The 22,286-nt window shown below is 70.0% G+C and carries 22 protein-coding genes; 14 read left to right on the top strand and 8 right to left on the bottom strand.

Annotated features, from left to right (window positions below):
* Positions 1 to 40 precede the first annotated feature (40 nt).
* Positions 41 to 271, top strand: coding sequence for a sulfurtransferase TusA family protein (locus tag A176_RS18190; protein ID WP_044890783.1), 231 nt, complete (start codon positions 41 to 43; stop codon positions 269 to 271).
* A gap of 31 nt (positions 272 to 302) precedes the next feature.
* On the opposite strand, the gene A176_RS18185 is transcribed toward A176_RS18190, so the two are convergent.
* Positions 303 to 1,211 (bottom strand): ABC transporter ATP-binding protein, encoded by a 909-nt coding sequence (locus tag A176_RS18185; protein ID WP_002640279.1) that lies wholly within the window; start codon positions 1,209 to 1,211, stop codon positions 303 to 305.
* On the bottom strand, positions 1,208 to 2,083 hold the full coding sequence (locus tag A176_RS18180; RefSeq protein WP_193409794.1) for an ABC transporter permease: 876 nt from the start codon (positions 2,081 to 2,083) through the stop codon (positions 1,208 to 1,210). Before A176_RS18180 ends, A176_RS18185 begins: the two co-directional genes overlap by 4 nt.
* 171 nt (positions 2,084 to 2,254) lie before the next feature.
* Between A176_RS18180 and A176_RS18175 the strand changes: the two genes are divergently transcribed.
* Positions 2,255 to 3,802, top strand: coding sequence for a penicillin-binding transpeptidase domain-containing protein (locus tag A176_RS18175; RefSeq protein ID WP_002640281.1), 1,548 nt, complete (start codon positions 2,255 to 2,257; stop codon positions 3,800 to 3,802).
* 42 nt (positions 3,803 to 3,844) lie between these two features.
* On the opposite strand, the gene A176_RS18170 is transcribed toward A176_RS18175, so the two are convergent.
* Positions 3,845 to 4,999 carry a DUF4388 domain-containing protein gene (locus A176_RS18170; protein WP_021781521.1) on the bottom strand — a complete coding sequence of 385 codons (1,155 nt, stop codon included), beginning with the start codon at positions 4,997 to 4,999 and terminating at the stop codon, positions 3,845 to 3,847.
* Between the two features lie 21 nt (positions 5,000 to 5,020).
* Here A176_RS18170 and A176_RS18165 point away from each other — a divergent pair, with 21 nt between their 5' ends.
* The 8 genes from A176_RS18165 to A176_RS18130 all read left to right on the top strand — a co-directional run bounded on the left by A176_RS18165 (position 5,021) and on the right by A176_RS18130 (position 14,663).
* Positions 5,021 to 5,299, top strand: coding sequence for a glutaredoxin family protein (locus A176_RS18165; RefSeq protein WP_044890785.1), 279 nt, complete (start codon positions 5,021 to 5,023; stop codon positions 5,297 to 5,299).
* A gap of 142 nt (positions 5,300 to 5,441) precedes the next feature.
* The gene (locus A176_RS18160) at positions 5,442 to 6,374 is read left to right on the top strand and encodes a GGDEF domain-containing protein (protein WP_002640284.1); all 933 of its coding nucleotides are present in this window, start codon (positions 5,442 to 5,444) and stop codon (positions 6,372 to 6,374) included.
* Positions 6,375 to 6,418: 44 nt separating this feature from the next.
* Positions 6,419 to 8,083 (top strand): sigma-54-dependent transcriptional regulator, encoded by a 1,665-nt coding sequence (locus tag A176_RS18155; RefSeq protein WP_002640285.1) that lies wholly within the window; start codon positions 6,419 to 6,421, stop codon positions 8,081 to 8,083.
* A 54-nt stretch (positions 8,084 to 8,137) separates the two neighbouring features.
* A complete protein-coding gene (locus A176_RS18150) occupies positions 8,138 to 9,454 on the top strand; it encodes a GNAT family N-acetyltransferase (RefSeq protein WP_002640286.1) in 1,317 nt (438 codons plus the stop codon).
* 170 nt (positions 9,455 to 9,624) lie between these two features.
* Complete coding sequence (locus A176_RS18145; RefSeq protein WP_044890786.1) at positions 9,625 to 10,431, top strand: hypothetical protein; 807 nt, start codon at positions 9,625 to 9,627, stop codon at positions 10,429 to 10,431.
* Positions 10,431 to 12,683, top strand: coding sequence for a caspase family protein (locus A176_RS18140; RefSeq protein WP_044890787.1), 2,253 nt, complete (start codon positions 10,431 to 10,433; stop codon positions 12,681 to 12,683). The genes A176_RS18145 and A176_RS18140 overlap by 1 nt, the downstream gene beginning before the upstream one ends.
* Positions 12,684 to 12,818: 135 nt before the next feature.
* The gene (locus A176_RS18135; RefSeq protein WP_021781524.1) at positions 12,819 to 13,385 is read left to right on the top strand and encodes a tetratricopeptide repeat protein; all 567 of its coding nucleotides are present in this window, start codon (positions 12,819 to 12,821) and stop codon (positions 13,383 to 13,385) included.
* Positions 13,386 to 13,544: 159 nt separating this feature from the next.
* The gene (locus A176_RS18130) at positions 13,545 to 14,663 is read left to right on the top strand and encodes a 3-deoxy-7-phosphoheptulonate synthase (RefSeq protein WP_002640289.1); all 1,119 of its coding nucleotides are present in this window, start codon (positions 13,545 to 13,547) and stop codon (positions 14,661 to 14,663) included.
* A gap of 3 nt (positions 14,664 to 14,666) precedes the next feature.
* Here the strand turns inward: A176_RS18130 and pheA are convergent, their stop codons facing one another.
* The 5 genes from pheA to A176_RS18105 all read right to left on the bottom strand — a co-directional run bounded on the left by pheA (position 14,667) and on the right by A176_RS18105 (position 17,826).
* Entirely contained in the window at positions 14,667 to 15,491 is an 825-nt protein-coding gene (pheA, locus tag A176_RS18125; protein WP_002640290.1) for a prephenate dehydratase, read from the bottom strand.
* On the bottom strand, positions 15,484 to 16,623 hold the full coding sequence (locus A176_RS18120; protein ID WP_002640291.1) for a bifunctional chorismate mutase/prephenate dehydratase: 1,140 nt from the start codon (positions 16,621 to 16,623) through the stop codon (positions 15,484 to 15,486). Before A176_RS18120 ends, pheA begins: the two co-directional genes overlap by 8 nt.
* Positions 16,623 to 17,078: a GNAT family N-acetyltransferase gene (locus A176_RS18115; protein ID WP_002640292.1), complete on the bottom strand. Its 456-nt coding sequence runs from the start codon at positions 17,076 to 17,078 to the stop codon at positions 16,623 to 16,625. The genes A176_RS18120 and A176_RS18115 overlap by 1 nt, the downstream gene beginning before the upstream one ends.
* A gap of 48 nt (positions 17,079 to 17,126) precedes the next feature.
* Positions 17,127 to 17,555, bottom strand: coding sequence for an EVE domain-containing protein (locus A176_RS18110; RefSeq protein ID WP_002640293.1), 429 nt, complete (start codon positions 17,553 to 17,555; stop codon positions 17,127 to 17,129).
* Between the two features lie 94 nt (positions 17,556 to 17,649).
* Positions 17,650 to 17,826 (bottom strand): hypothetical protein, encoded by a 177-nt coding sequence (locus A176_RS18105; RefSeq protein ID WP_002640294.1) that lies wholly within the window; start codon positions 17,824 to 17,826, stop codon positions 17,650 to 17,652.
* A 394-nt stretch (positions 17,827 to 18,220) separates the two neighbouring features.
* On the opposite strand from A176_RS18105, the gene A176_RS18100 reads away from it, so the two are divergent.
* From A176_RS18100 to A176_RS18085, 4 genes are all read left to right on the top strand, one after another.
* On the top strand, positions 18,221 to 18,793 hold the full coding sequence (locus A176_RS18100; protein WP_002640295.1) for a polysaccharide biosynthesis/export family protein: 573 nt from the start codon (positions 18,221 to 18,223) through the stop codon (positions 18,791 to 18,793).
* A gap of 65 nt (positions 18,794 to 18,858) precedes the next feature.
* The gene (locus A176_RS18095) at positions 18,859 to 20,004 is read left to right on the top strand and encodes a porin family protein (RefSeq protein ID WP_002640296.1); all 1,146 of its coding nucleotides are present in this window, start codon (positions 18,859 to 18,861) and stop codon (positions 20,002 to 20,004) included.
* 14 nt (positions 20,005 to 20,018) lie between these two features.
* A complete protein-coding gene (locus A176_RS18090; protein WP_002640297.1) occupies positions 20,019 to 21,446 on the top strand; it encodes a GumC family protein in 1,428 nt (475 codons plus the stop codon).
* A gap of 28 nt (positions 21,447 to 21,474) precedes the next feature.
* Positions 21,475 to 22,212 carry a CpsD/CapB family tyrosine-protein kinase gene (locus tag A176_RS18085; RefSeq protein ID WP_002640298.1) on the top strand — a complete coding sequence of 246 codons (738 nt, stop codon included), beginning with the start codon at positions 21,475 to 21,477 and terminating at the stop codon, positions 22,210 to 22,212.
* Positions 22,213 to 22,286: the final 74 nt, after the last annotated feature.

Below are 22,286 nucleotides of genomic sequence, written 5' to 3'. Positions count from 1 at the left end.
ACTTGGGAGACCTCGTAAAAATTCCGCCAGAGTCTCGATCATGAACGCCGACGTGCACATCGACGCTCGAGGAGCCTTGTGTCCCATGCCCATCCTGGAACTCGCCAAGGCGATGCGTGCATTGGCGCCCGGGACCTTGGTGGAGCTTGTCTCCACGGACCGCGGCCTGGAGGCGGACCTTCCGGCGTGGTGCCAGGCTACGGGGAATCCACTGGTCCGCATGGAGCGGCGCGAGCACTGCTACGTGGGTTGGGTGCGCAAGGCGGGCTGAGCGCTGGAGTGTCCCAGCCCGCCAGGGGACCTCAGAGCATCTGGAGGACGCGGTCTTCCAGGCGCTGGCCCCGGCTGACGCCGAGGATGAGGACGTCGTGCTGGAGCAGGTGCCGCACGACGTGACTGATGACCTCCTCGGGCGCGACGCCGCCGCTGAAGCTCACGCGCAGCACGGTGTCGCTCTCCATGCGCGCGTCCGTGACGTGGGGCATCGCGGTGAGCTCGGGGATGATCACCTGGCCCTTGGCGATCTGCACGCGGAACTCGGCGCCCTGGCCGGTGAGCTCGGACATGGTCCCCGCCTGGGCGAGCGTGCCCTTGTCGAGGATGGCGGCCGCGTCACAGAGCTCCTCCAGCTCCTGGAGGTTGTGGCTGGAGACCACCACCGTCTGGCGGCCCTTCATGTCGCGGATGACCTGACGGACCTGGGCGGCGATGCGGGGATCCAGGCCGGCGGTGGGCTCGTCCAGCAGCACCAGCGGCGGGCTGCCCATGAGCGCCTGGGCCATGGCGGCGCGCTTGGCCATGCCGTGGCTGAGCGCCTGTGTCTGGACCTTCCAGGCCTCCATGAGCCCCACCTTGTCCAGGGCTTCGCGGGCCTCGCGCTCGGGGTTGGCGAGGGCGGACAGCCGGGCCCAGTACGTCAGCAGCGCGCCCACCTCCCAGCCCGGCGGCAGCACCGCGTCCTGGGGGAGCGCGCCCAGCCGGCCCTTGAGGGCGCCCGGCGTGGTGGGGTCCACGTCCATGACCTTGAGCGTGCCCTCGGAGGGATAGAGGTAGCCGCACATCATGGAGAAGGTGGTCGTCTTGCCCGCGCCGTTGGGCCCGATGAGGCCGTACACGGAGCCTCTGGGCACGCTGAAGCTCACTCCGCTGACGGCCACCTTGGGACCGAATCGCTTGGAGACACCGAACAGTTCAATGGCCAGGTCGCTCACAGGTCCCTCGCGCGCAGGATGCCGTAGGCCGCCATCAGGAAGACGAAGGCGAAGCCCGCGTACGCGGCTCCGCTCGTGCCAAACTGGGCCAGGCCAGGATGCAGCAGGTCGCCCGCGTAGTGCGACGGCGACACGTAGCGCAGGAAGCGCAGACTGCTGTCCGTGTTCCCGGGGGCCTGGCCAATGGTCGACAGCAGCCAGAAGACGAACATCAAGATGAAGTTGAACACCAGGCTCACCGCGGGGACGCGGAAGAGGCACGAGCACAGGGTGGTGAGCGCCACGTAGGCCAGCGAGTAGACGATGGCGGCCAGCCAGAACTTCAGCAGGTTGAGGCCCATGGCGGCGAAGCCGAAGTCCGGGTTGGCGATGCGGGCGTAGACGAAGATGGCCAGGTCGATGATGAGCACGAGCCCGAGCAGCAGCGAGGCCTGCGTCAGGAACTTGCCCAGCAGCACCGACGAGCGCCGCGCGCGCACCGTGAGGTAGCGGATGGAGCGCGGCCCCACTTCGCCACTGATCTGATCGAAGCCCATCAGCGCGATGTAGGCGGGCAGGAAGAAGAGGGTGATCTTGAAGACGATCAACACCTCGAGCGGCACCTGGGCCAGGGCTTCGACCAGCGCGGAGTCGTTGCTGGTGAAGATGCCCAGCACGCCCTTGCGCATCTCCTCGTTGATGCGCGCGGTGGCGTTTGCCGTCGTATCCGCGTCCGCGTTGGCCAGTTGCTGGAGGACGACGTTGCGGACCTGGGCTGTGAGCCAGCCCACCACCAGCAGGACCAAGGCGGAGAACATGCTGTAGAGCCCGAGCAACACCACCGCGCGGCCACTGCGCACCGCGCGGCGGAGCTCAGCGCTCCAGATCACCATCGTCTCTTTCAATCCGTCCAAAGTGTGGGGGAACCTAGCGGAGATGCACACCCGGACGCCAAGTTTCTGAATTTCGTTGGACGCGGAAGCAGTCAGGGAAGCGTCCGTGGACAGCCCGCCCTCAGCCGGTAGGATTCGGGCTCGCTCACCCCCCGGAGCCCGCTCGCTGCAATGCGCATCCACCGCCGTCTCCTGTCCGCAGCCGTGTTGTGCCCGCTCGTCGTCCTCCTGGGGTCGTCCGAGCCGAACCCCGCCGCTTCCGCCACCCCGTCCGAGGATGGAGGCGCCGGGGCGCGGGTTCTGGCCGAGGCGACGGACGCCGGCGTTCAGGCGCTGACGCCGGAGCCCGCGCCCGTCGCCCAAGCGGCGGCAGCCCAGGCGTTGACGCCGGAGCCCGCGCCCGTCGCCCAAGAGGCGGCAGCCCAGGCGTTGACGCCGGAGCCCGCGCCCGTTGCAAATGAGGCGGAAGCGCAGGCGCAGGGGGCGGACTCGGGGACGTCGGACGCCGTCTCCGCAGCGGCGGTGCTCGGCGGTGTGTCCCCGGATGGGGGCCTCGCGGCGCTGGCCGCGGAGCCTGGGATGGTGCCGCCCCTGCCGGTGCCTTCCCGCGAGAAGGCGCCCCCCATCGCGAAGGTGAAGCCGCTGTCCAAGACGGCGGACCTGATGGCCCGCGCCACGCTGGAGGGCGAGAAGCTGGTGGTGAAGGAGAAGGGCGGCAAGAAGACGCGCCTCACCATTGATCCGGTGCTGCAGGCGTCGCTGACGCAGATTCTCCGCAACTATGAAACCCCGTACGGCGCGGCCGTGGTGCTGGAGCCGTCCACCGGGCGCGTGCTCGCGCTGGCGGAGCACTCCGCGGCGCAGCCAGAGCTGCGGGGGCTGCCCGTACGCGCGGTGTTCCCCGCGGCCAGCGTCTTCAAGGTCGTCACCGGGAGCGCGCTGCTGGAGGCGGGCGTCACGCCGGACTCGGAGGAGTGCTTCCATGGGGGCAAGCGGCGTCTGTCCGAGAAGCTCCTGCAGGACAGCGAGCGGGACGGCTCCTGCTATTCGCTGGCGCTCGCCATGGGCAAGAGCGCCAACGTCATCTTCGCGAAGCTGACCGGCAAGCACCTCTCCGTGGACGGGCTGCGCCGCATGGCGGCCCGGTTCCGTTTCAACCGTGAGATCGACTTCCCCGTGCCGACGGACATCTCGCTGGCGGCCATCCCGGAGGAGCCGTTCGGGTTCGCCAACACCGGCGCGGGCTTCGGGGACGTGTACCTGTCCCCGCTGCACGGCGCGTTGATGGCCGCGGTCGCCGCCAACGAGGGCCGCTGGGTGGACCCCGTGCTCTTCGAGCAGGACGGGCCCGTGCCGGTACTGCCGCCCGAAGGGGACGTCGTCCTCTCGCCCGAGGTGGCGAAGGACCTCACCACGCTCCTGGAGGCGACCGTCACGCAGGGCACCGCGCGCAGCGTGTTCCGGGAGCGGAACTTCCGCGTGGACAGCGCGGTGGGGAAGACGGGCTCGCTGGCGGACCGGGAGCCGTTCCGGGACTACTCGTGGTTCGTGGGCTTCGCGCCCAAGGACAACCCGCGCGTCGCGGTGGCCGCGCTCATCGTCAATGATCCGAAGTGGCGCATCCGCGCGCCCTGGCTGGGCCGCGAGGCCATCCGGCTGGGGCTCCAGCGCGTGCCCGTCGAGGCGACGGCGCCCGCGTCCGCCGCGGGCAAGCACTGACGCGAGCCTCCAGGGGCGGGGCGTCGCCAGCGCCCGCCCGGCTCAGCGCGGCGTCAGCGTCACCAGCCCCGCGTCGACGAAGCCGGCGAAGTACTTCAGCGCGTCCAACTCCTGGAGCGGGGACACGTGGACGATGGCGGCCACGTCGCGCCGCCCGTCGATGCGCGACAGCAGGTAGCGCTCCGGGGCGGAGAGCTGCAGCGTCTTCAGATGCGCCGGCGCCACCTGGAGCGTGGGGACCTTCGCCGGCTCCGCCAGCTCCTTGCGCAAGAACACCAGCAGCTTCTCCTGAGCCGCCTTGACGAACTCCACGGTGCGCGGGGAGGGCGCCATCTCGTGCGCGCGCCGGGCCAGCGCCTCGCCGTCCCGGATGTTCCCCGCGTCGAGGAACAACTGCGCGGCCTGGAGCACCTCGTCGGATGACGTCTCGGAGCCGATGACGCCGGTGTCCTCCTCGTCCTCCACGACGATGGAGGTCTCGTCGACCGTCGGCTCGTCCGAAATCTTCACCGCGTCCAGGCGGTAGAGCGCGTACAGGCGCTGATAGAGGAAGAAGTCCGTCGCGTGCAGCGCCAGCGCGATGCCGTCGATGGTGAGGCCTTCCTTGATGAGCGAGACGATGCGCTCGTCCATGCTCCCGGGCTTCCGCTCGGGCAGCTTGCGCTCGTCCACCGCTAGCCGGACCGCGCCGGACGGGAAGACGGCGCGGATGGCCTGCCAGGCCGTCTCGCGGAACTCGCCCTCGCGGTGGATGTCCAGCAGGTCCACGCTGACCTCCAGCCCCGCGACCTCCGGCGCCGTGTCCGCGGCCTCGAAGACGAACTGGCCCTCCTCCCAGTGGAAGGCGTCCAGAATCATCTCCCGGAACTTGTGGCTGAGCGTGCCCCGGACGGTGGCCTCGGGCACCAGGCCCGTCATCACCAGAATCTTCCCCAGGAAGATGCGCGTCGCCGCCTGGGTGGAGAACGCCTTCTCGAGTTGGTCCTCCGTCAGGTGCCCCATATTGATGAGGAACTGACCGAAGAACTCTCGCGGCTGATTGGAACTGGCGCTGACCACATGGCCCTCGCGCAGTTCGAGTTGCTTACGGACGTCGCCACGCTCCACCTTCAGCGACCCCGTCGCTCGCCGGTTCCCCAGATAGACGACGAGGTCCTTGAGAGGCATCGTCGAAAAGTCGCCAGACAAGCCACGCATCAACCGCCCATCCTGCCCCGCATGCGCGTCGATATCTACTCGAAACCCAACTGCTCTCTCTGCGACAAGGCAGCCGCCGTCGTGGAGTCCGTCCGTGCCCGCATCCCCTTCGACCTGAGGATCATCTCCATCCTCGAGGACGCGGAGGCCTTCACCCGCTGGCGTTACGACATCCCCGTGGTCGTCATCGAGGGCGTGCCGGCCTTCATGCACCGCGTCGACCCCGCGGAGTTCGAAGCGCGTCTGCATGAGGTCAAAGGTGGCACAACCATTGCTAAAACACCTGCCCAAGATGGGTAGCAACGTTCCCTTCTCTAGTAAATCCGAGGGGATGAAGCAGTCAGGATGGGGTGTGAGGCTGTAATTCCGGGGTCGGGCCTCCAAAAGCGGCGGAGAAAACTACACGCGGGAAGGTGGAACGGTGGGTGTGAGAAGGAAGCGAGTGGGTAAGGCAGGACAGCCGCCCACCGTGCTCGTCGTCGAGCCACGAGCAATGGACCTGGAGCGGACCCGGCTGCTCCTGTCGGAGGCGGGCTTCCGGGTGGTGCCGGTGACGCGTTTCGACGCGGCGGTGCCACTCTTCGAGGTCATCCGTCCGTCGGCGGTGTTGCTGGCCGCCCAGGCGCCGGACTTCGCGGCCGTGCAGGTGGCGCGTCGGTTGCGGCAGCTCAGCCATGGCGCGGTGCCCTTGCTCTACCTGGTGGACGACCAGGACGCGGAGGCCCGGCGCTACTGCCTGGAGCGTGGGCAGTGCGTGGACCTGGTGCCTCGCTCGGGGAGCGGTTCGGAGCTGGCGACGAAGCTCCATGCGCAGTTGCAGTTGAAGGACGCGGTGCTGCGCGCGGCGGCGGGAGAAGAGGCGGGGACGGCGCAGGCGCTTCATGACCCGGTGACGGGACTCTACAACCGGCCCTTCTTGCTGGAGCTCATCAGCCTGGAGGCCCGGCGGGCCGAGCGCTACGGCGGCGGCTTCTCCGTGATGGCGGCGGAGGTGGGCGGTTGGGCGGCGTTCCGGAAGGAGTTCGGGCGCGGCATGGCGGAGCGTCTGCTGGTGTACAGCGCGGTGGTGTTGGGGCAGACGGTGCGGGAGGCGGATGCGGTCGCTCGCGTGGGCGACTGTCAATTCGCGCTGATGCTGCCGGGAACGCCCGCGGAGTCGGTGCAGGAGGTGGTATCCCGCGTGGCGACGCGCTTCGAAACGGCGCGCTTCCAGGTCGAGGGCAAGGTGGTGCGGACATCCTTGGAGCTGGGGACGGTGAGCTTCCCTGACTCCGTGGGGACGCCCATGCAGTTGTTGCGCGCGGCGCAGCAGGACATGCGACGCGCACGAGAGTTTCGCCGAATGGTCGGGAACACGGCCCGGCTGTCGGTGTGAGGGTGGTTGGGACTTCGATGCAGCGGGCGAGTGGAGGCGAGGGGATGGACCGGATCGCGGTGCTGGTGGTGGATGACGAAGAGTCGGTGCGCACGTTTCTGTCCGAGCTGCTCGGCAGTGCGGGGTACCAGGTGCGCTGTGCGGCCAATGGCAACCAGGCGCTGGAGATGCTGTCAGGTGGCTCCTTCGACGCGGTGCTGCTCGACGTGGTGATGCCCGAGATGAGCGGCCTGGAGGTCCTGCGCCGCTATCAATCCATGGGCGGTGGCGCGCCGGTCATCGTGCTGAGCGCGCTGTCCGGCGCGGACGATGCCGTCCGGGCCATGAAGATGGGGGCCAGCGACTACCTGTCGAAGCCGTTCGGCAATGACGAACTCCAGGACGCGCTCGCTCGCGCCCTGGGGACGCGTGCCCCGGAGCGTCAGGCCGTGGCGCCCGTGTTGCCGCCTCCTCGCAGCGTGGCGCCGGTGGTGGACACGACGCAGGAGCAGCGCGTGCTCATCTCCACCTCGCCGTCCATGCGCCGCGCGCGGGCGCTGGTGGAGCGGATCGCCGACACCGACGTGCCGGTGCTCCTGCTGGGTGAGTCCGGTACGGGCAAGGAGGTCATCGCCCGGGAAATCCACGCGCGCAGCCAGCGGCGCAACCGCCCGTTCATCAAGGTGAACTGCGCGGCGCTGCCGGGCGAGCTGCTGGAGAGCGAGCTGTTCGGCCACGAGCGCGGCGCCTTCACCGGCGCCACGGCGGAGAAGCCGGGCAAGTTCGAGCTGGCCGACCAGGGCACCATCTTCCTGGACGAGATTGGCGAGATGGCCATCCGGCTCCAGGCCAAGCTGCTCCAGGTGCTCCAGGACGAGGAGTTCTTCCGCGTCGGTGGCAAGAAGAGCGTGCGCGTGGACAGCCGCGTCGTCGTGGCCACCAACCGCGACCTGGAGAAGGAAATCGCGCTGGGCAACTTCCGCGAGGACCTCTTCTACCGCCTCAACGTCGTGGCCATCCGCCTGCCGCCGCTGCGCGAGCGCCGGGAGGACGTGGTGCCGCTGACGGACCACTTCCTCAAGAAGTACGGCCGCGGCTACGTGAACGGCGTGTCGGAGCTCCCCACGGAAGTGCTGCACGCCTTCGCGGACTACGACTGGCCCGGCAACGTGCGCGAGCTGGAGAACATGGTCCGCCGCCTGTGCGTGCTGAAGGACCCCACGCTGGTGCTCGACGAGCTTCGCGCGGCGGTCCGTGCGCCGGCGAGCGCGCCGTCCCTGCCCACGTCCTACGCGGGGGATGACGGTGGCCCGTTCGGCCGCGCGCACGACGAGGGCTTCCGCACGCCGCCGCCCTCCGTGCAGGTGCTGGAGATGCCGTCGCGAGGCGCCGCCTTCGGTCTGGCCTCCGTCGCGCCGCTGGCGCCGCCCGTGCACGGGCCCATGGTGATGGAGTCCGCCAACGCGGTGGTGGCCGCGCCGCGCTACGTCAACCCGTTCGACGTGCCGCAGCCGCCGCCGCCTCCCGCGCCGACGGGGGAGCTGTCCCTGAAGGACATCGGGAAGCGGGCGGCGATGCTGGCCGAGCGCGAGGCGATACTGGCCATGCTCCAGCGCACCGCGTGGAACAAGCGGCGCGCGGCCACCAAGCTGCGCATCAGCTACAAGGCGCTGCTCTACAAAATCAAGGAGTGCGGCATCATCGACCCGCGCGCGAGCGCGGAGTTGTAGAGCGGCCACAAGCCTCTGCTTGCACAGTCCCCGCGGTCTCGCTATCGCGGGGACATGACGCCTCCTCTCGTCCTTCTGGGGTCCGGATACACGCTCACGCGGTTCGCGGTGGCCGAGGCCCGCGCGGGCCGTGACGTGCTGGCGGCCACCCGAGACGCCGCCCGCCGCGCCGAGCTGGAACACGCGGGGGCCCGCGTCACCTCCGTGGAAGACGCGCTGCTGCAAACGGCCGGTGCGCACGTCGTCATCTCCGTGCCACCCGACGCCGGCCTGGACGCCCGCATCGCCGCGGCGTTGGCCGAGCGCATGCCGGAGCGGCTCATCTACCTCTCGTCCACGGGCGTGTATGGCCGCGCGCGGGGCCACGTGGACGAGGACACGCCGGTGGAGCTGTCCACCCCGTCATCGCGCGAACGCGTCGAGGCGGAGTCGCGCTATCTGCAACTGGGCGCTCGGGTGATGCGCATCGCCGGCATCTACGGGCCGGGGCGCAGCATGCACACGCGACTGTTGTCGGGCGCGCTTCGGATTCCCGAGGGCGGCGGTGGCCGCATCTCCCGCATCCACGTGGATGACCTGGTGGACGCCATCCGCGTGGTGCTGGCGCGGGGAGAAGCGGGCGCCGTCTTCTGCGTCGCGGATGACCGGCCCGCGCCCACGGAGGAGCCCGTGGCCTGGCTCAGTGCGCGGCTGGGCGTCCCGATGCCTCCCCGCGTGCCCTTGGACAGCCTCAACGAGACGGTGCGCGGCGACCGCGCCATCTCCAATGCCCGGCTGCGCTCGCTGGGGTGGGCACCGCGCTACCCGGACTTCATCGCGGGCTACACGGCGCTGCTGGAGGCCGAGGGCCGCCCCTCGGTGCCCTCGGCCCTCTCCGTGCGCCGGCTTCAGCCGGAGGACGTGGACGCGTTCCGGGCGCTGCGGCTGCGCGGGCTCCTGGACAGTCCGGAGGCCTTCGGCGCCTCGCACGCCGAGGATGCGGCGCTGCCGCTGGACGCCATGCGCGGCTGGCTGGAGGCCGGTCCCTCCCAGGTCGTCCTGGGCGCCTTCGAGGGGCCCCAGTTGGTGGGCACGCTGGGGCTGAAGCGGGAGGTCCGGGCCAAGCTGGCCCACAAGGCGGTGGTGTGGGGCATGTTCGTGCCGCAGGAGTTCCGCTCGCGGGGGGTGGGCCGGCGCCTGCTCTCCGCGCTCGTCGAGGAGGGGCGGAAGATGGAGGGGCTCGAGTGCGTGCTGCTCGTCGTCTCCGTGGGGAACGCCGCGGCCCACGCGCTGTACCGCTCGGTGGGGTTCCGGACCTACGGCGTGGAGCCTCACGCGCTGAAGGTGGGGGACACCTTCGTCGACGGGGAGCTGATGATTCTCACCCTGTGAGTGGGGTGCCCGCCGGAGGCTGTCCCACGTCGTCCCCCGTGACAGCCACGGCGCTGTCGTGCGGCGGGTGACAGATTCTTGAGGGGGCGGTGTTCCAGGAGACGCGCGAGGCCGGAGGCGGCAGTACCCAGGAACCGAGGGCTTTTCGCCGCGCTGGAGACCTGCTGCGCATGGCCCTTGGCATCCCTGACTGGCTTCTGGAGCGAATCGCGCTGGGCGAGCTGCCGCCGGAGACGCTGGACGACGCTCGCGCCCGACTCGAGCGTGAGCCCGGCGGCGCCGTGCGGCTGGCCCGGCTCGACGCGGACTCTCGCCGGACGTTGGAGCGTCACCCGCCCGCCACCGTGGCGGCGGAGGTGGCCCGGCGTGAGCGGCTGGCCCAGGTCCGGGACGAGGTGGCGCGGCGCGGCGAGTCCCAGGGATGGCATGGGTTGTCGCTCAGCGTGCCGGTGGCCGCCTCGCTGGTGCTGCTCTTCATGTCGGCCCCGAAGGAGCTTCCGGAGCCCGCCGGGATGTCGCCGCCCCGGGTGGAGGTGGCCACCGAGCGCATCAAGGGACATCCGCGCCTGCGCGTGCACCGGCAGGGGGCACAGGTGCCAGAGCTGCTCTCCGACCACGCGGAGGTCCGTCCCGGGGATGTCCTGCAGCTCAGCTACGTCTCCGCGGGGAGCCGGCACGGCGTCGTGGTGTCGGTGGATGGGCGCGGCGCGGTGACGCTGCACCACCCCGCGACGTCGACGGGCAGCACGGCGCTGGGCACGGGAGAGGCGGTGTCCCTGGCGCACGCCTACGAGCTCGACGACGCGCCGGACTTCGAGCGTTTCCTCTTCGTCACGTCCGACGGGCCCGTGGAAGTGGCGAAGGTGCTGGAGGCGGCGCGCGCGCTTGCCCGCCAGCCCTCTGAGGCGCGCACCCTGCCACTGCCACTTCCGGGTACCCTGGGCCAGACGTCCTTCACGTTGGAAAAGGTGCGGTGATGACGCGGTCCTTCCTCAGTCTGCTGCTGCTCGTGCCCGTGCTGGCCGCGGCGGCTCCCCAGCCCTCCGCGCCCCAGGCCGCGGTGCGCCGCTTCGCGCTGCTGGTGGGCGTGAACGACGGCGGTGAGGGACGGGCCCGGCTTCGCTACGCCGTCACGGATGCGCGCTCCTTCGGCAACGTGCTGGAGGAACTCGGCGGCGTGCAGCCCCAGGACAAGCTGATGATGATGGAGGGCAACCGCGCGGCGCTGGAAGACGCGCTGGTGCGCTTCAAGTCGATGTTGTCCGCGGCGGCCACGCCGGGCACGCGCATCGAGGCGCTCATCTACTACTCCGGCCACTCCGACGAGCAGGGGTTGCTCCTGCAGAAGGACCGCTTCGGCTACCGCGAGCTGCGCAAGGCGCTGGAGTCGCTCCCCGCCGACGTGCGCATCGCCATCCTGGATTCGTGCGCCTCCGGCACGCTGGCTCGGCGCAAGGGCGGGGTGCGCCGCCCGGCGTTCGTGGTGGATGCGTCCTCCGCGGTGCGGGGCCACGCCATCCTCACGTCGTCCTCCGAGGACGAGGTGTCCCAGGAGTCCGACCGCATTGGCGGTTCGTTCTTCACGCACAACCTGGTGTCGGGCCTTCGCGGCGCGGCGGACATGTCCGGGGACGGCCGGGTGACGCTCCACGAGGCGTACCAGTTCGCCTTCCACGAGACGCTCGCGCGCACCGAGGAGACGCGCGCGGGGGCCCAGCACCCCGCCTATGACATCGAGCTGGCGGGTACGGGGGACCTGGTGATGACGGACCTGCGCTCCACCTCGGCGGTGCTGGTGCTGGGGGACCTGGTGGATGGTCGCCTCTACGTCCGCGACGCCGAAGGGCGGCTGGTGGTGGAGCTGAAGAAGTACGCGGGCCGCACCACCGAGCTGGGCCTCCAGAAGGGCCGCTACACGGTGATGCGCAAGCTGCTCGACCAGACGTCACAGGCGGAGTTCGAGCTGGGCGACGGCGGCCGGACGGTGCTCGCGGCCTCCGCGTTCCGCGCGGTGCAGGGGGAGCTGACGGCCATGCGCGGCGGGGGCCCGATGCCGACGGTGGAGGCGTCCTCGAGCACGGCGGGGGCCGAAGTCGCGGCGGAGCGCACGGGCAGCCGCTCCCGCTTCTTCAACGTGGGCCTGTTCCCCGGCCTCCAGACGAATGACCTGATGACGGGCGGCGCGCCCGTGGACAACAACGTGTCGTTCTCCATGGGCGTGGCCCGCATGGCGCGCCTGGATGGCGTGGCCGTGGCGCTCGGGTCGAACGTGGCCACCGACAAGGTGGATGGCCTGCAGTTGGCCGTGGGCGCCAACGTGGTGCGCGGCGACATGTCCGGCACGCAGTTGGCCGTGGGGAGCAACTGGGTGCACGGGACGGCGGAGGGCCTGCAGGCCGCGGTCGGGTTCAACATGGCGCGGCGCAGCGGCACGGTGGGGCAACTCGCGGTGGGGGCCAACGTGTCGGGGAGCTCGCTGGCGGGCGCGCAGCTCGCGGCCGGCGGCAACTGGACGGCTGGCAACGTTGACGGCGTACAGGGCGCGGCGGGCTTCAACTACGCGGGGGAGCGGGTGGCGGGCGCTCAGGTGGCGGCGGGCATGAACTGGGCGGCGCAGGCCCGGGGCGCGCAGGTGGCCATCGTCAACGTGGGCGGCGACGTGAAGGGCGCGCAGGTGGGGCTCGTCAACGTGGCGGGCCGGATGAACGGGCTCCAGCTCGGGCTCGTCAACGTGTCGAATGAACTGGAGTCGGGCGTGCCGGTGGGGCTGGTGAGCATCGCGCGCAACGGGCAGTTCCACGTCGAGGTCTTCGGCAACGACTTCAACTACGCCAACGCCGCCATCAAGGTGGGCAGCCGGCACCTCTACACGACGCTGGTGGTGGGCATGGGCAACGTGGAGGGCGCGCGAGGCCCCAGCCACTGGTCCACGGGCCTGGGGTTGGGCGGGCATCTGCCGCTCACCGAACGTTTCTTCCTGGACGTGGACGTGGTGTCTCACTCGCTCTACGACTGGGATGCATCTTTCTCGGGAAACCGGCTTCTGCATCAGCTCCGCGTGGTGGCGGGCTTTCAGGTGGCGCGGGGCTTCACGCTCATCGGCGGCCCTACGTTCAACGTGTTGCATGACGTGGGCGGGGAGAGCGTTCGCAACCTGAGCCGTCTGTCGCGGTTGGACGCTGGGGGCATCCTCCTGTGGCCTGGTGTGCAACTGGGAATGCGCATCTGATTCGGGGCCAATGGCTCCCATCAGCGGGACGAAAGGGCGCTGCGGAATGGCGCCTTTCCATGCGGACTTCCCCGGTGAGAGGCTGACCCTCCGGCCATGGAGCGTGGCCGGTGCAACCCTTCCACTGGGGGAGAGATGTCCAAGTTGCTGTTCGCGGCCTTCAACGACGGCGTGAGCCTGTCCATGGCCGGCAACCACGAAGCCGCCATCGCCGCCTTCGACAAGGTGCTGGCCGTGGACGCCAAGCACGTCCCGGCGCTCACGGGGAAGGGCGCGTCGCTCGCCACGCTCGGGCGCTTCGATGAAGCGCTGCGCTGCTTCGAGCGCGCCATCGAAGTGGACCCCAACGAGGCCGAGGCCCACCGCGAGGCCGCGCTGTGCCAGTTGGAGCTGGGAGAGCCCGAGGCCGCCGCGCAGTTGCTCCAGCGCGCCACGCAGCTCAACCCCACGCCGGGCTACCGCGAATCCACCGCCGTTCAAATCTACAACCTGGGCAACGCGCTGCTGACCCGGGGCTCGCGCCGTCCGGACAAGGCCCGCTACCGGCAGGCGCGGCACGTCTTCGAGCTCGCGCTGGAGTTGTCCCCGGCGTACGCCGAATGCGCCCGCGCCCTGTCCGACGTCTGGGAGCACCTGGGCGACACCGCGCAGAGAGACCACTACGCCCAGCTCGCCACCCGGCTCCGTCCCGTACCGGCCTAGCAGGCGCATCCCTGGCGGGACTGCACGGACTGGATTTCGCTCCCGGTTTCAAGTCCGGACGCGGCGAGGCGGGTCGGAATGTTACACCTGACGCGGCCTTTTTCCGCTACACTTCACGTAATTCGCGTAAAGTCTGACAACGCCGCCCGGGAGAACCAGATGATCGTCATGCTCGAGCCGGACTCGCCTGAGTCCGTGGTGTCCGCCGTCCTCCAGGTCGCCTCTCAGTACAAGGGAGTGACGCCTCGGACGCACGTCATCGGGGGCTCCGAGTACACGATTACGGAAGTCTACCTGCTGGGTTCGACGGCGCAGGTGCCCGTGGAGCCGTTCGAGCAGATTCCGGGCGTGCGGCAGGTGGTGCGCGTGTCGCAGAAGTACCGCGTCATCGGCCGGCACAAGGGCCAGCGGACGTCCGCCGGCTTCGAGTACAACGGCATCCACTTCGACGAGCGCACCGTCAACGTGTTCGCCGGCCTGTGCGCCGTGGACAACCCGGAGAACGTGGACACGATGATGGCGGCGCTCGCCCGCGTCGGCATCCGCACCACGCGCATGGGGGCCTACAAGCCCCGCACCAACCCGTACGAGTTCCAGGGCCTGGGCGCGGCGTGTCTGCCGTGGGTGTTCGAGTCCGCGGGCAAGCACGGCATCAAGGTCGTCGCGATGGAGGTGACGCACCCGCGTCACATCGACGAGATTCGCGACGCGCTGGAGCGCTCCGGCAACGCCACGGGCGTCATGCTCCAGGTGGGCACGCGCAACGCGCAGAACTTCGAGCTGCTCAAGAGCATTGGCCAGCAGCGCGTCTTCCCCGTGCTCTTCAAGCGCGGCATGGGCATCACCCTGGAGGAGTCCCTCAACGCGTGCGAGTACGTGGCGAGCGAGGGCAATCCGAAAATCGTCTTCTGCCTGCGCGGCGTGAAGACGCACCTGGGGGACCCGCACCGCAACATGGTGGACTTCGCGCACGTGCCCGTGGTGCGGCGCCTCACCCGCCTGCCGGTGTGCGTGGACCCCTCGCACGCCATTGGCCAGGCCGCGCCGCCGCCGGACGGGCTGCCCGACATCTTCCACGCCATTGGCCAGGGCCTCATCGCGGGCGCCTCCATGGTGCTCGTGGACTTCCACCCGCACCCGGAGGCCGCGCTGTGTGACGGCCCGCAGGCCCTGCGGATGGAGCAGCTCCCGGCGCTCCAGCGCTACGTCAACCTGGTGCGCGGCGCGTACGACGAGGCCGTGCGGCTGGGTGACGGGACGGGTGGCCCGGCCGCCTGAGCGTCAGGCCACGCCGTAGCTTCCGAGCACCCGCAGGGTGATGCAGGCGGCCTGGGCGGCTGTGACTGCCTCGCGCACCCGCGGGTCCTCCAGCGCGCCGTCCACGTCCAGGCACCAGACGTACTCCCACGCGCGGCGCTGGGGCCGGGACTCCAGCCGCGCCACGTTGAGGCCGCGCGAGGAGAAGGCGCTCAGCACGCGGTACAGCGCGCCCGGCCCGTTGTCCGTGGTGAAGGCCAGCGCCGTCTTGCGGCGCGTCCACGCCCGCTCGGGCGCGGGGCCCAGGGTGAGGAAGCGCGTGTAGTTGTCCGGCGAGTCCTCCACGCCTTCTTCCAGCACCGTCAGGCCATACAGCGACGCGGACAGCTTGCTCGCGATGGCGGCCGTGTGCGGGAGCGCCTCCTCCGCCACCTTCCGCGCGGCGATGGCGGTGTTCGTCTCCGGCAGCGGGGTGATGCCGCGCCGCCGCAGGTAGCCCGCGCACTGCGCCAGCGCCTGCGGATGCGACCAGGCGCGCTGAATCTGTTCCAACGTCTGGCCGGGCGGGGCCAGCAGGCAGTGGCGGATGCGCAGGGACAGCTCGCCCGTCACGGGCAGGTCGTGCTCCAGGAGCAGGTCCACCGTCTCCGCCACGGGGCCCCCCAGCGAGCTCTCCACCGGCACCACGCCGCCGTCCACGCGGCCCTCGGCCACGGCTTCGAAGACGGCGCGGAAGGTGAGGCAGGGGACGGCCTCCGCGTCCGGACCGTGGAGCACGCGCAGCGCTTCTTCACCGTAGGCGCCGGGCTCGCCCTGGAAGGCGATGCGGCGCCGTCGCGGTTCAGCCATGCGGCGCCTCCGCGCGGGCGTACGTGCCCAGCACGCGCAGTGACGAGGTGAGCGGACGGATGTCCTCCAGCGCCGCTGTCACCGCCGCGGAGGCCGCGTGGCCCTCCACGTCCAGATAGAAGCGGTACTGCCACGGCTGCCCGGGGATGGGGCGCGACTCCAGCTTGCTCAGGTTCACCCCGCGCAGCGTGAGGCGTTGCAGCATCTCGCCCAGCGTGCCGGGCCGGTGCTCCAACATCACCATCAGCGACGTCTTGCAGGGGATGCCCGGCGCCAGGGGCGTGGCCTCGCGGCCCACCTCCACGAAGCGCGTGTAGTCGAAGGCCGGCTGCAGGTCCGCGGCGAGCACCTCCAACCCGAAGCGCTGCGCCGCCGTCTCGCTGGCGATGGCCGCCACCGACGCGTCATTGCGCTCGCGGACCTTCTGCGCCGCGCCGCCGGTGTCCACGTCCGGCACCGCGCGGGCCCAGGGCACCTTCTCGCGGAGGAACGTCTCGCACTGCGCCAGCGCCTGCGGATGCGACAGCACCTCGCGCAGGTCCTCCAGCCTCGCGCCGGGCAGTCCCAGCAGCCGGTGGTCCACCTGGCTGACCAGCTCCGCAGTGATGACCACGCCGCCCTCGGCGAGCAAATCGTACGTCTCGTTCATGCTGCCCGCGGTGGTGTTTTCAATGGGCAGCAGCACCAGGTCCTGCTCGCCGCGGCGGAGCGCCTCCACGGCCTCTCGCGTGAGGTCGAAGCCGGTGAGCAGCACGCCCCCGGAGCGGTGCGCGTAGCGGCGGCGCGCGGCCAGGTGGCTGTAGGAGCCCTCCACGCCCGGGTAGCCCACGCGCAGCGGCGTGCTGTCCAGCCGCGTGACGAGCTCGTGCTGGCGGGCCACCGACATGTCGATGAAGAGGCGCCAGATGCGCTCCACCTCATGCGGGTCCAGGCCATGCTCGGCGGCGCGGGTGCGGATGCGGCGCAGCAGCAGGTCTTCCCGGCGCTGGTCCCGGAAGGGCGCGGCCGCGGCCAGCTTGGCCTTCGCCACGTCGTCCGCCAGGTCCATGCGGCGGCGGAGGGCGTCGAGGATTTCCTCGTCGATGCGTTCGATGGACGTCCGGATGGCGTCGAGGTCGGGGAGGGTGGTCATCACGAGGTCTCGAGGGTGCGCCACATCAGATGGTGCGACCCGATGCCGGGAAGGTCGAAGGGCTCGCCCCGGTGGGCGAACCCCTGGGCACGATAGAAGCCTGACGCCGTCATGCGCGCGTTGCACCACACCTGGGAACCGCCCTGCTGGGCCGCATGCTCCATGCACGCTTTCAGGAGGGCGGCGCCATGGCCGTGCCCTCGCAGGGTGGGGTCCACGGCCATGCCTCGCAGCCGCCATGCGGTGGTGGCGCGCAGCGCGTCCGGCGGCGGCTCGCGGTAGAGCGAGGCCACGCCCACCAGGCGCCCCTGCATGAAGGCCCCCAGGTGGAGCGTGTCCGCGTCATCATCACCCGGATACACGGCCATGTCGGGGGGCTGGCTGGGCCGGAGGATGGCGTGGCGCAGGCCCCGCGTCTCCCGCGCCGGAATCTTGCGGATGTCAGTGTCGCTCACGGCGCACGAGTATGCCCTCGGGGGCAATGCTCCACCAGCATCACGGTACTACTTGGGCAGGACTGTTTTTCCCATCTTCAACACCTGCTTGAAGTGGGTGGCGGTGACGGGCGCCACGCTCAGCCGGCCGCGGGTGACGAGCGGGAAGTCGCTCAGCGCGGCGGCGGCCTTGATGGTGGCCAGCTCCACCGGCTGCGTGAAGGCGGTGACGGGCCCCATGGACGTGGCGGCCCAGTCCTCGCCGGGCGCGGTGGAGTCCGGGCCCGGCGGCGTGAGCACCTGGGCCACGCCCACCACGGCCTTGTCCTCGTTGGAGTGGTAGTAGAGGCAGAGGTCCCCGGGCTTCATCGCCCGGATGTTGTTGCGCGCCTCGAAGTTGCGCACGCCCGTCCACTCCGTCTTTCCGTCCTTCGCGAGCTGAGCGTAGGCGTAGACGGAGGGTTCGCTCTTGATGAGCCAGTACTGTGGCTTTGCCATGGCGGCGCACCATAGAGCAGGCTCTGGCGCGGGGTGCAACCGCCAGAGGCCCGGCGCCAGGACGCGGCGCCAGGCCTCTTTCAGGTGAAGCCGGTTACGCCTGCTTCGCGACGCTGGTCGCCGGCGTCACCGGGCTCTTGTTCGTAAGCAGGGCGCTGCTTGCGTACAGCGCCAGCCCCACCACCGCCACCACTGCGGCTTCCATCTGGGTTGCGAACGCCACGCCCATGAACGTCATGGCCCCGGTACCCATCGCGAACGAAGCCGCCACCGCCCCTGCTGCCTTCCTCATCCGACCCGCCCCTGTTCTCGCGAACTCATTACGCGTTGTGAACTTCCTTACCCCGCCCGAACTTCAATCCAAGACGCGTGCCAGCCATCTGACACGTGAAATGGGAAGTTGGCGGGGTGGGAGAGGGAAAAGTCGTTCTCTGATCAGAGCAAAGGCTGAAGAAAGCACCATGTGCGACGCGGGTACGATGCCGGAAAAATTTCCCGAACCCCATGGGCTCCTCCAGGAGGGCATTTCGTAACCCACTGCGATCCATGGGCTTTCCCTCCCCCTGGTACGTGGCACACGCGCTGCTAAGGCATCGCCGCCGGAAGCAACGCCCGGCGGCTGTTGGGCCGGAGGCGCGACACACGCAGTTGAGGGAGAGTGGACGATGGGCAAGACGAGCGCGGGGTTCTGGACGGTGTTGGGCGTGATGCTCCTCGGTGGGTGCGCGCACCAGTCTCAGGTGAAGGTGGACAACACGGAGCAGCCCTATCGGATTGGCCGCGAGGACGTGCTGGACATCGCCGTGTGGCGTGACGCTGAGCTGTCCCGGACGCTGCCAGTTCGTCCGGATGGCTACATCTCCATGCCCATGGTGGGGGAGGTCCACGCGGCGGGCAAGACGCCCACGGAGCTGGCCGACTCGCTGAAGCAGGCCTACCAGTCGTATGTGCAGGAGCCGCGCGTGACGGTCATCGTCCGCGAGGTGAACAGCAGCCGCGTGTTCGTCACCGGCGAGGTGGCCCACCCGGGTGCCTATCCGCTGCGCGGCCGCGTGTCGCTGCTGCAGGCCATCGCGCTGGCGGGTGGCTTCACGGACTTCGCCAACTCGGACGGCATCGTCGTCATCCGCAATGACAGCAAGGGCGGCCAGATTCCGGTGCGCTACCGCGACCTCATCTCTCCGGATGGCGGCCATGAGCTCATGCTCCGCCCGGGTGACACCATCGTCGTGCCGTGAAGGGTGTCTTATCCAGAGGCGTGGGTGACGTGGACGGTGGCTGGCGTGCGGGACGGAGGGCGACGGTGAAGGGCAACTGGAAGAAGTGGCTACTCGCGGGCCTGATGTTCGCGGCGCCCGCCGCGCAGGGCGCGACCATCTGGGAGCCTCGGCTGCGGCTGACGGCGGAGGAGCGGTTCGACGACGACCTCCGTCTGGGCGGCGACGGCACCGGGCAGTTGATGACCAAGCTGACGCCCCGGCTGGGGCTGGAGGCGAAGGACGCACGGCTCACGCTGGACAGTTTCTACGCGGCCGACCTGCTGATGCGGCATGGCTCGGGCAGGACGACGCTGGACCACCGGGGCGGGCTCGAGGCCCGGCAACTGCTGTCACGCACGCTGCGGCTGGACGCGGCGGTGCGGGTGTTCCGCGTCACCGACCCCAGCTCGCTGCCGCGTGACGGCCTGGCGCGGTCCACGCTGCCCACGTTCTTCACGCAGGCGACGCTGGGCGTGACGAACCGCGTGTCACAGCGAATCGACGTCCGCGCGGGCTACCGCTTCGAGGCGGTGCGCATCATCGATGTGGGCCAGCAGGCGGGCTATGCGCATACGCCGTCGCTGGAGGCCTGGCACCGCACGACGCGGCGGCTCAGCCTGGGCCTGGAGTACCGGTACCAGGGCTTCCTCTACGAGGGGAGCCTGAGCCAGTCGCACGGCGCGGCGCTGGGGTTGCGGTATCGGCTGACGCGGCCTACCACCTTGACTGTCCGGGGCGGCCCCGTGCGGTACCTGGCCCCGGTGGGCCAGCAGGGTGGCTGGGTTCCGCGGGTGAATGTGGAGCTGCAGCGCGAAGGTGAGCTGCTGGATGTGGGCGTGTCCATGGGGCACGACCTGGTGGGCGCGAACGGTTTCACGAACGCGCTGTGGGCGGACTACGCGTCGCTGCTGCTGGCGCGTCGGTTCAACCAGAAGTTCTCGGTGTTCGGCGCGGCGAGCTTCTTCCGGAACGGGGTGGCCCCGTCGGTGGACTGGGCCGTGTTTCGAGGCGCATCGCGGGTGTCTCAAGGCTACGCGGTGAGTGGTGGTGTGGAGTACCGCATCGACCGGCGCCTGGCGGCGCAGGGTGCGGTGGATCGCATTGCACAGGTGGGGTTGGCGGATTCGGCGAGCACGGTGGACTTGACGCGAAATGTCTTCGCCGTCCGGTTGGTGGTGACGCCTTGGTAGGTACAGCGAGTGGGATGGAGGAGGAGCGGAACATGGAGCGAGGGATGACGGCAGACCAGCTTCTGGGCGCCCTGTGGCGACGCAAGGCCTTGGTCGGTGCCATCGCAGCAGTGGTCTTCGTGGTGGGTGCGGCCATCGTGATGACCCGGCCAAGCATGTACGAGGCATCCGTGGTTGTCCGCGTGGAGCCGCAGCGGCCGGGTGAGGAGATGGTGCAGCGCACGGTGAGCGAAATCATCGAGCAGCGGCTGCTCACCGTTCGCCAGGAGTTGCTGGCGCGTCCGGTGCTTCAGAAGGCCATCGAGGAGATGAACCTCTACCCGGACATCGTGTCCGAAAAGGGCATGGAGGCCGCGGTTTCGCAGATGCGCAAGGACCTCACGGTGCGCGTGGAGGGTGAGACGGCGTTCGAGCTCACCTACGCGAACCGCGACCCGCAGGTGGCGGCGCAGGTGGCCAACCGCCTGCCGACCATCTTCTCCGACGAGACGCTGAAGATTCGTCAGGCGCAGGCGGCTCGCGCCACCGACCTCTTCAACGAGGAGATGGTGCAGATGGGCAAGGCCGTGAGCGCCTGGGAGCAGAAGATCTCCCAGTTCAAGGTGGACCACCTGGGTGAGCTGCCCGAGCAGATGGAGATGAACATGCGGGGCCTGGAGCGCGTGTCGCACCAGCTCCAGACGAAGTCCGAGGAGCTGCGCGTCGCCGAGGCCCGCCGCTCCGACCTGGCGCGGGCTCGCAACGCGGTGGACAGCGAGGCGGGCCGGCTGGAGGCCGCGGAGAGCGGGCTCACCCGGTCGCTGGTGAATGCACGCACCAACTGGACGGAGGACCACCCGGAGGTGAAGCGCCTGCAGACGGAGCTGGATGGCATGACGGCCCGCCGCAAGGACGCCGAGGGCCGGCTGTGGGCCGAGCGCGCCGAGCGCACCCGCGTGTCCTCGCTGATTGGCGGCATCCAGCAGGAGATTGTCGGCCTCCAGAAGCAGGCCGAGGCGTACCAGGGCCGGCTCAACAACACCCCGCGCTGGGCGCATGAGCTGGCGGTGATGAACCGCGACTACGAAATCTCCCGCACCAAGTACCAGAGCGTGGTGAGCCGCAAGGTGGAGGCGGAAATCGCACAGGAGCTGGAGGCCAAGAGCGCCAAGAGCCTGTTCAACGTCATCTCCCCGGCGGGCGTGCCGGCGACCCCGGCCCGGCCGGACCGCATGGCGGGCATGCTCATCGTCTTCCTCCTGGCCCTGGGCCTGGGTGTGCTGACGGGTGCGGTGCTGGAGATGCGTGACGACAGCCTCCGCGACGGCATGGAAGTTCGCCAGCGCTTGACGCTGCCTGTGCTCGCGGTGGTCCCGGAAATGCAGGGCAAGACGGAGCGGCGGATTCTGATGCCGGCTTCGGGGGCGAGGAACAGCGTGTCCAACCCCACGTCGTTGAACTGAGTCTCGCCTGAAAGGACGGAGGACGGTGATGGATCAGACGATGGAGCGGGCGGGCAACTTCCTTCCACGAGTGGACGAGAACCCGGCGGGCGGCAACGCGGTGGACCGCCGCGTGGTGACCCTGACGGCGCCGGCATCGGCCGCGGCCGAGCAATACCGTAGTCTTTACTACAGGCTCGAGCGGATGCGGGACCTGCGGCCGATGAAGGTGGTCGCGCTCACCTCGGCGATGCCGGGCGAGGGCAAGACGGTGACGAGCGTCAACCTGGCGCTCGCCGCGGCCCGGGCGAACCCGGAGCGCCGCATCCTGCTGGTGGATGCGGACCTGCGCCGGGGCGGCGTGGCGGCCACGCTGGGCATGCGCAACAAGATGGGCCTGGCGGAGCTGCTGGCGGGGGACTGCGAGGTGCGGGACGTGGTGCGGCGGTTCAACTCCACGCGCCTGGCCCTCATCCCCGCGGGTGTCACGCCGGAGGACACCGCGCAGGTGCTGGCGAGCGGGCGGATGAAGCAGTTCCTCAAGGCGGTGCGTGAGGGCTTCGACGAGGTCTACATCGACCTGCCGCCGACGCTGCCCTTCGCGGACGCGGCCATCCTCGGCCACCAGGCGGACGGCGTGCTGATGGTCATCCGCGCGAACGTCACCTCGGGCAAGGCCGTGCATCAGGCGGTGGAGACGCTGGGCGGCGCGCCCATCGTCGGGTGTGTGCTGAACGGCGCGGAGGTCCACTCGGCGCCGTACCTGAAGAACTACGAAAAGAAGTAGCCGTGGGAGGCGTTCGGCTTCGGCGCCGCTCCCTGGCAACGGGGAGCGGCGCCGGAGGTGGAAGAGGGGCGGTT

Source organism: Myxococcus hansupus, assembly GCF_000280925.3.
GTDB lineage: Bacteria > Myxococcota > Myxococcia > Myxococcales > Myxococcaceae > Myxococcus > Myxococcus hansupus.
The sequence above is the reverse complement of the archived record's forward strand: the minus strand, read 5'-3'. Positions and strand labels throughout refer to the sequence as shown.

Bases quoted from the DNA above. Each gene is read 5' to 3' on its own strand.
- A176_RS18190 (WP_044890783.1), top strand. From the start codon at position 41: ATGAACGCCGACGTGCACATCGACGCTCGAGGAGCCTTGTGTCCCATG.
- A176_RS18180 (WP_193409794.1), bottom strand. From the start codon at position 2,083: ATGGTGATCTGGAGCGCTGAGCTCCGCCGCGCGGTGCGCAGTGGCCGC.
- A176_RS18175 (WP_002640281.1), top strand. From the start codon at position 2,255: ATGCGCATCCACCGCCGTCTCCTGTCCGCAGCCGTGTTGTGCCCGCTC.
- A176_RS18170 (WP_021781521.1), bottom strand. From the start codon at position 4,999: ATGCGTGGCTTGTCTGGCGACTTTTCGACGATGCCTCTCAAGGACCTC.
- A176_RS18165 (WP_044890785.1), top strand. From the start codon at position 5,021: ATGCGCGTCGATATCTACTCGAAACCCAACTGCTCTCTCTGCGACAAG.
- A176_RS18155 (WP_002640285.1), top strand. From the start codon at position 6,419: ATGGACCGGATCGCGGTGCTGGTGGTGGATGACGAAGAGTCGGTGCGC.
- A176_RS18150 (WP_002640286.1), top strand. From the start codon at position 8,138: ATGACGCCTCCTCTCGTCCTTCTGGGGTCCGGATACACGCTCACGCGG.
- A176_RS18145 (WP_044890786.1), top strand. From the start codon at position 9,625: ATGGCCCTTGGCATCCCTGACTGGCTTCTGGAGCGAATCGCGCTGGGC.
- A176_RS18140 (WP_044890787.1), top strand. From the start codon at position 10,431: ATGACGCGGTCCTTCCTCAGTCTGCTGCTGCTCGTGCCCGTGCTGGCC.
- A176_RS18135 (WP_021781524.1), top strand. From the start codon at position 12,819: ATGTCCAAGTTGCTGTTCGCGGCCTTCAACGACGGCGTGAGCCTGTCC.
- A176_RS18130 (WP_002640289.1), top strand. From the start codon at position 13,545: ATGATCGTCATGCTCGAGCCGGACTCGCCTGAGTCCGTGGTGTCCGCC.
- pheA (WP_002640290.1), bottom strand. From the start codon at position 15,491: ATGGCTGAACCGCGACGGCGCCGCATCGCCTTCCAGGGCGAGCCCGGC.
- A176_RS18120 (WP_002640291.1), bottom strand. From the start codon at position 16,623: ATGACCACCCTCCCCGACCTCGACGCCATCCGGACGTCCATCGAACGC.
- A176_RS18110 (WP_002640293.1), bottom strand. From the start codon at position 17,555: ATGGCAAAGCCACAGTACTGGCTCATCAAGAGCGAACCCTCCGTCTAC.
- A176_RS18100 (WP_002640295.1), top strand. From the start codon at position 18,221: ATGGGCAAGACGAGCGCGGGGTTCTGGACGGTGTTGGGCGTGATGCTC.
- A176_RS18090 (WP_002640297.1), top strand. From the start codon at position 20,019: ATGGAGGAGGAGCGGAACATGGAGCGAGGGATGACGGCAGACCAGCTT.
- A176_RS18085 (WP_002640298.1), top strand. From the start codon at position 21,475: ATGGATCAGACGATGGAGCGGGCGGGCAACTTCCTTCCACGAGTGGAC.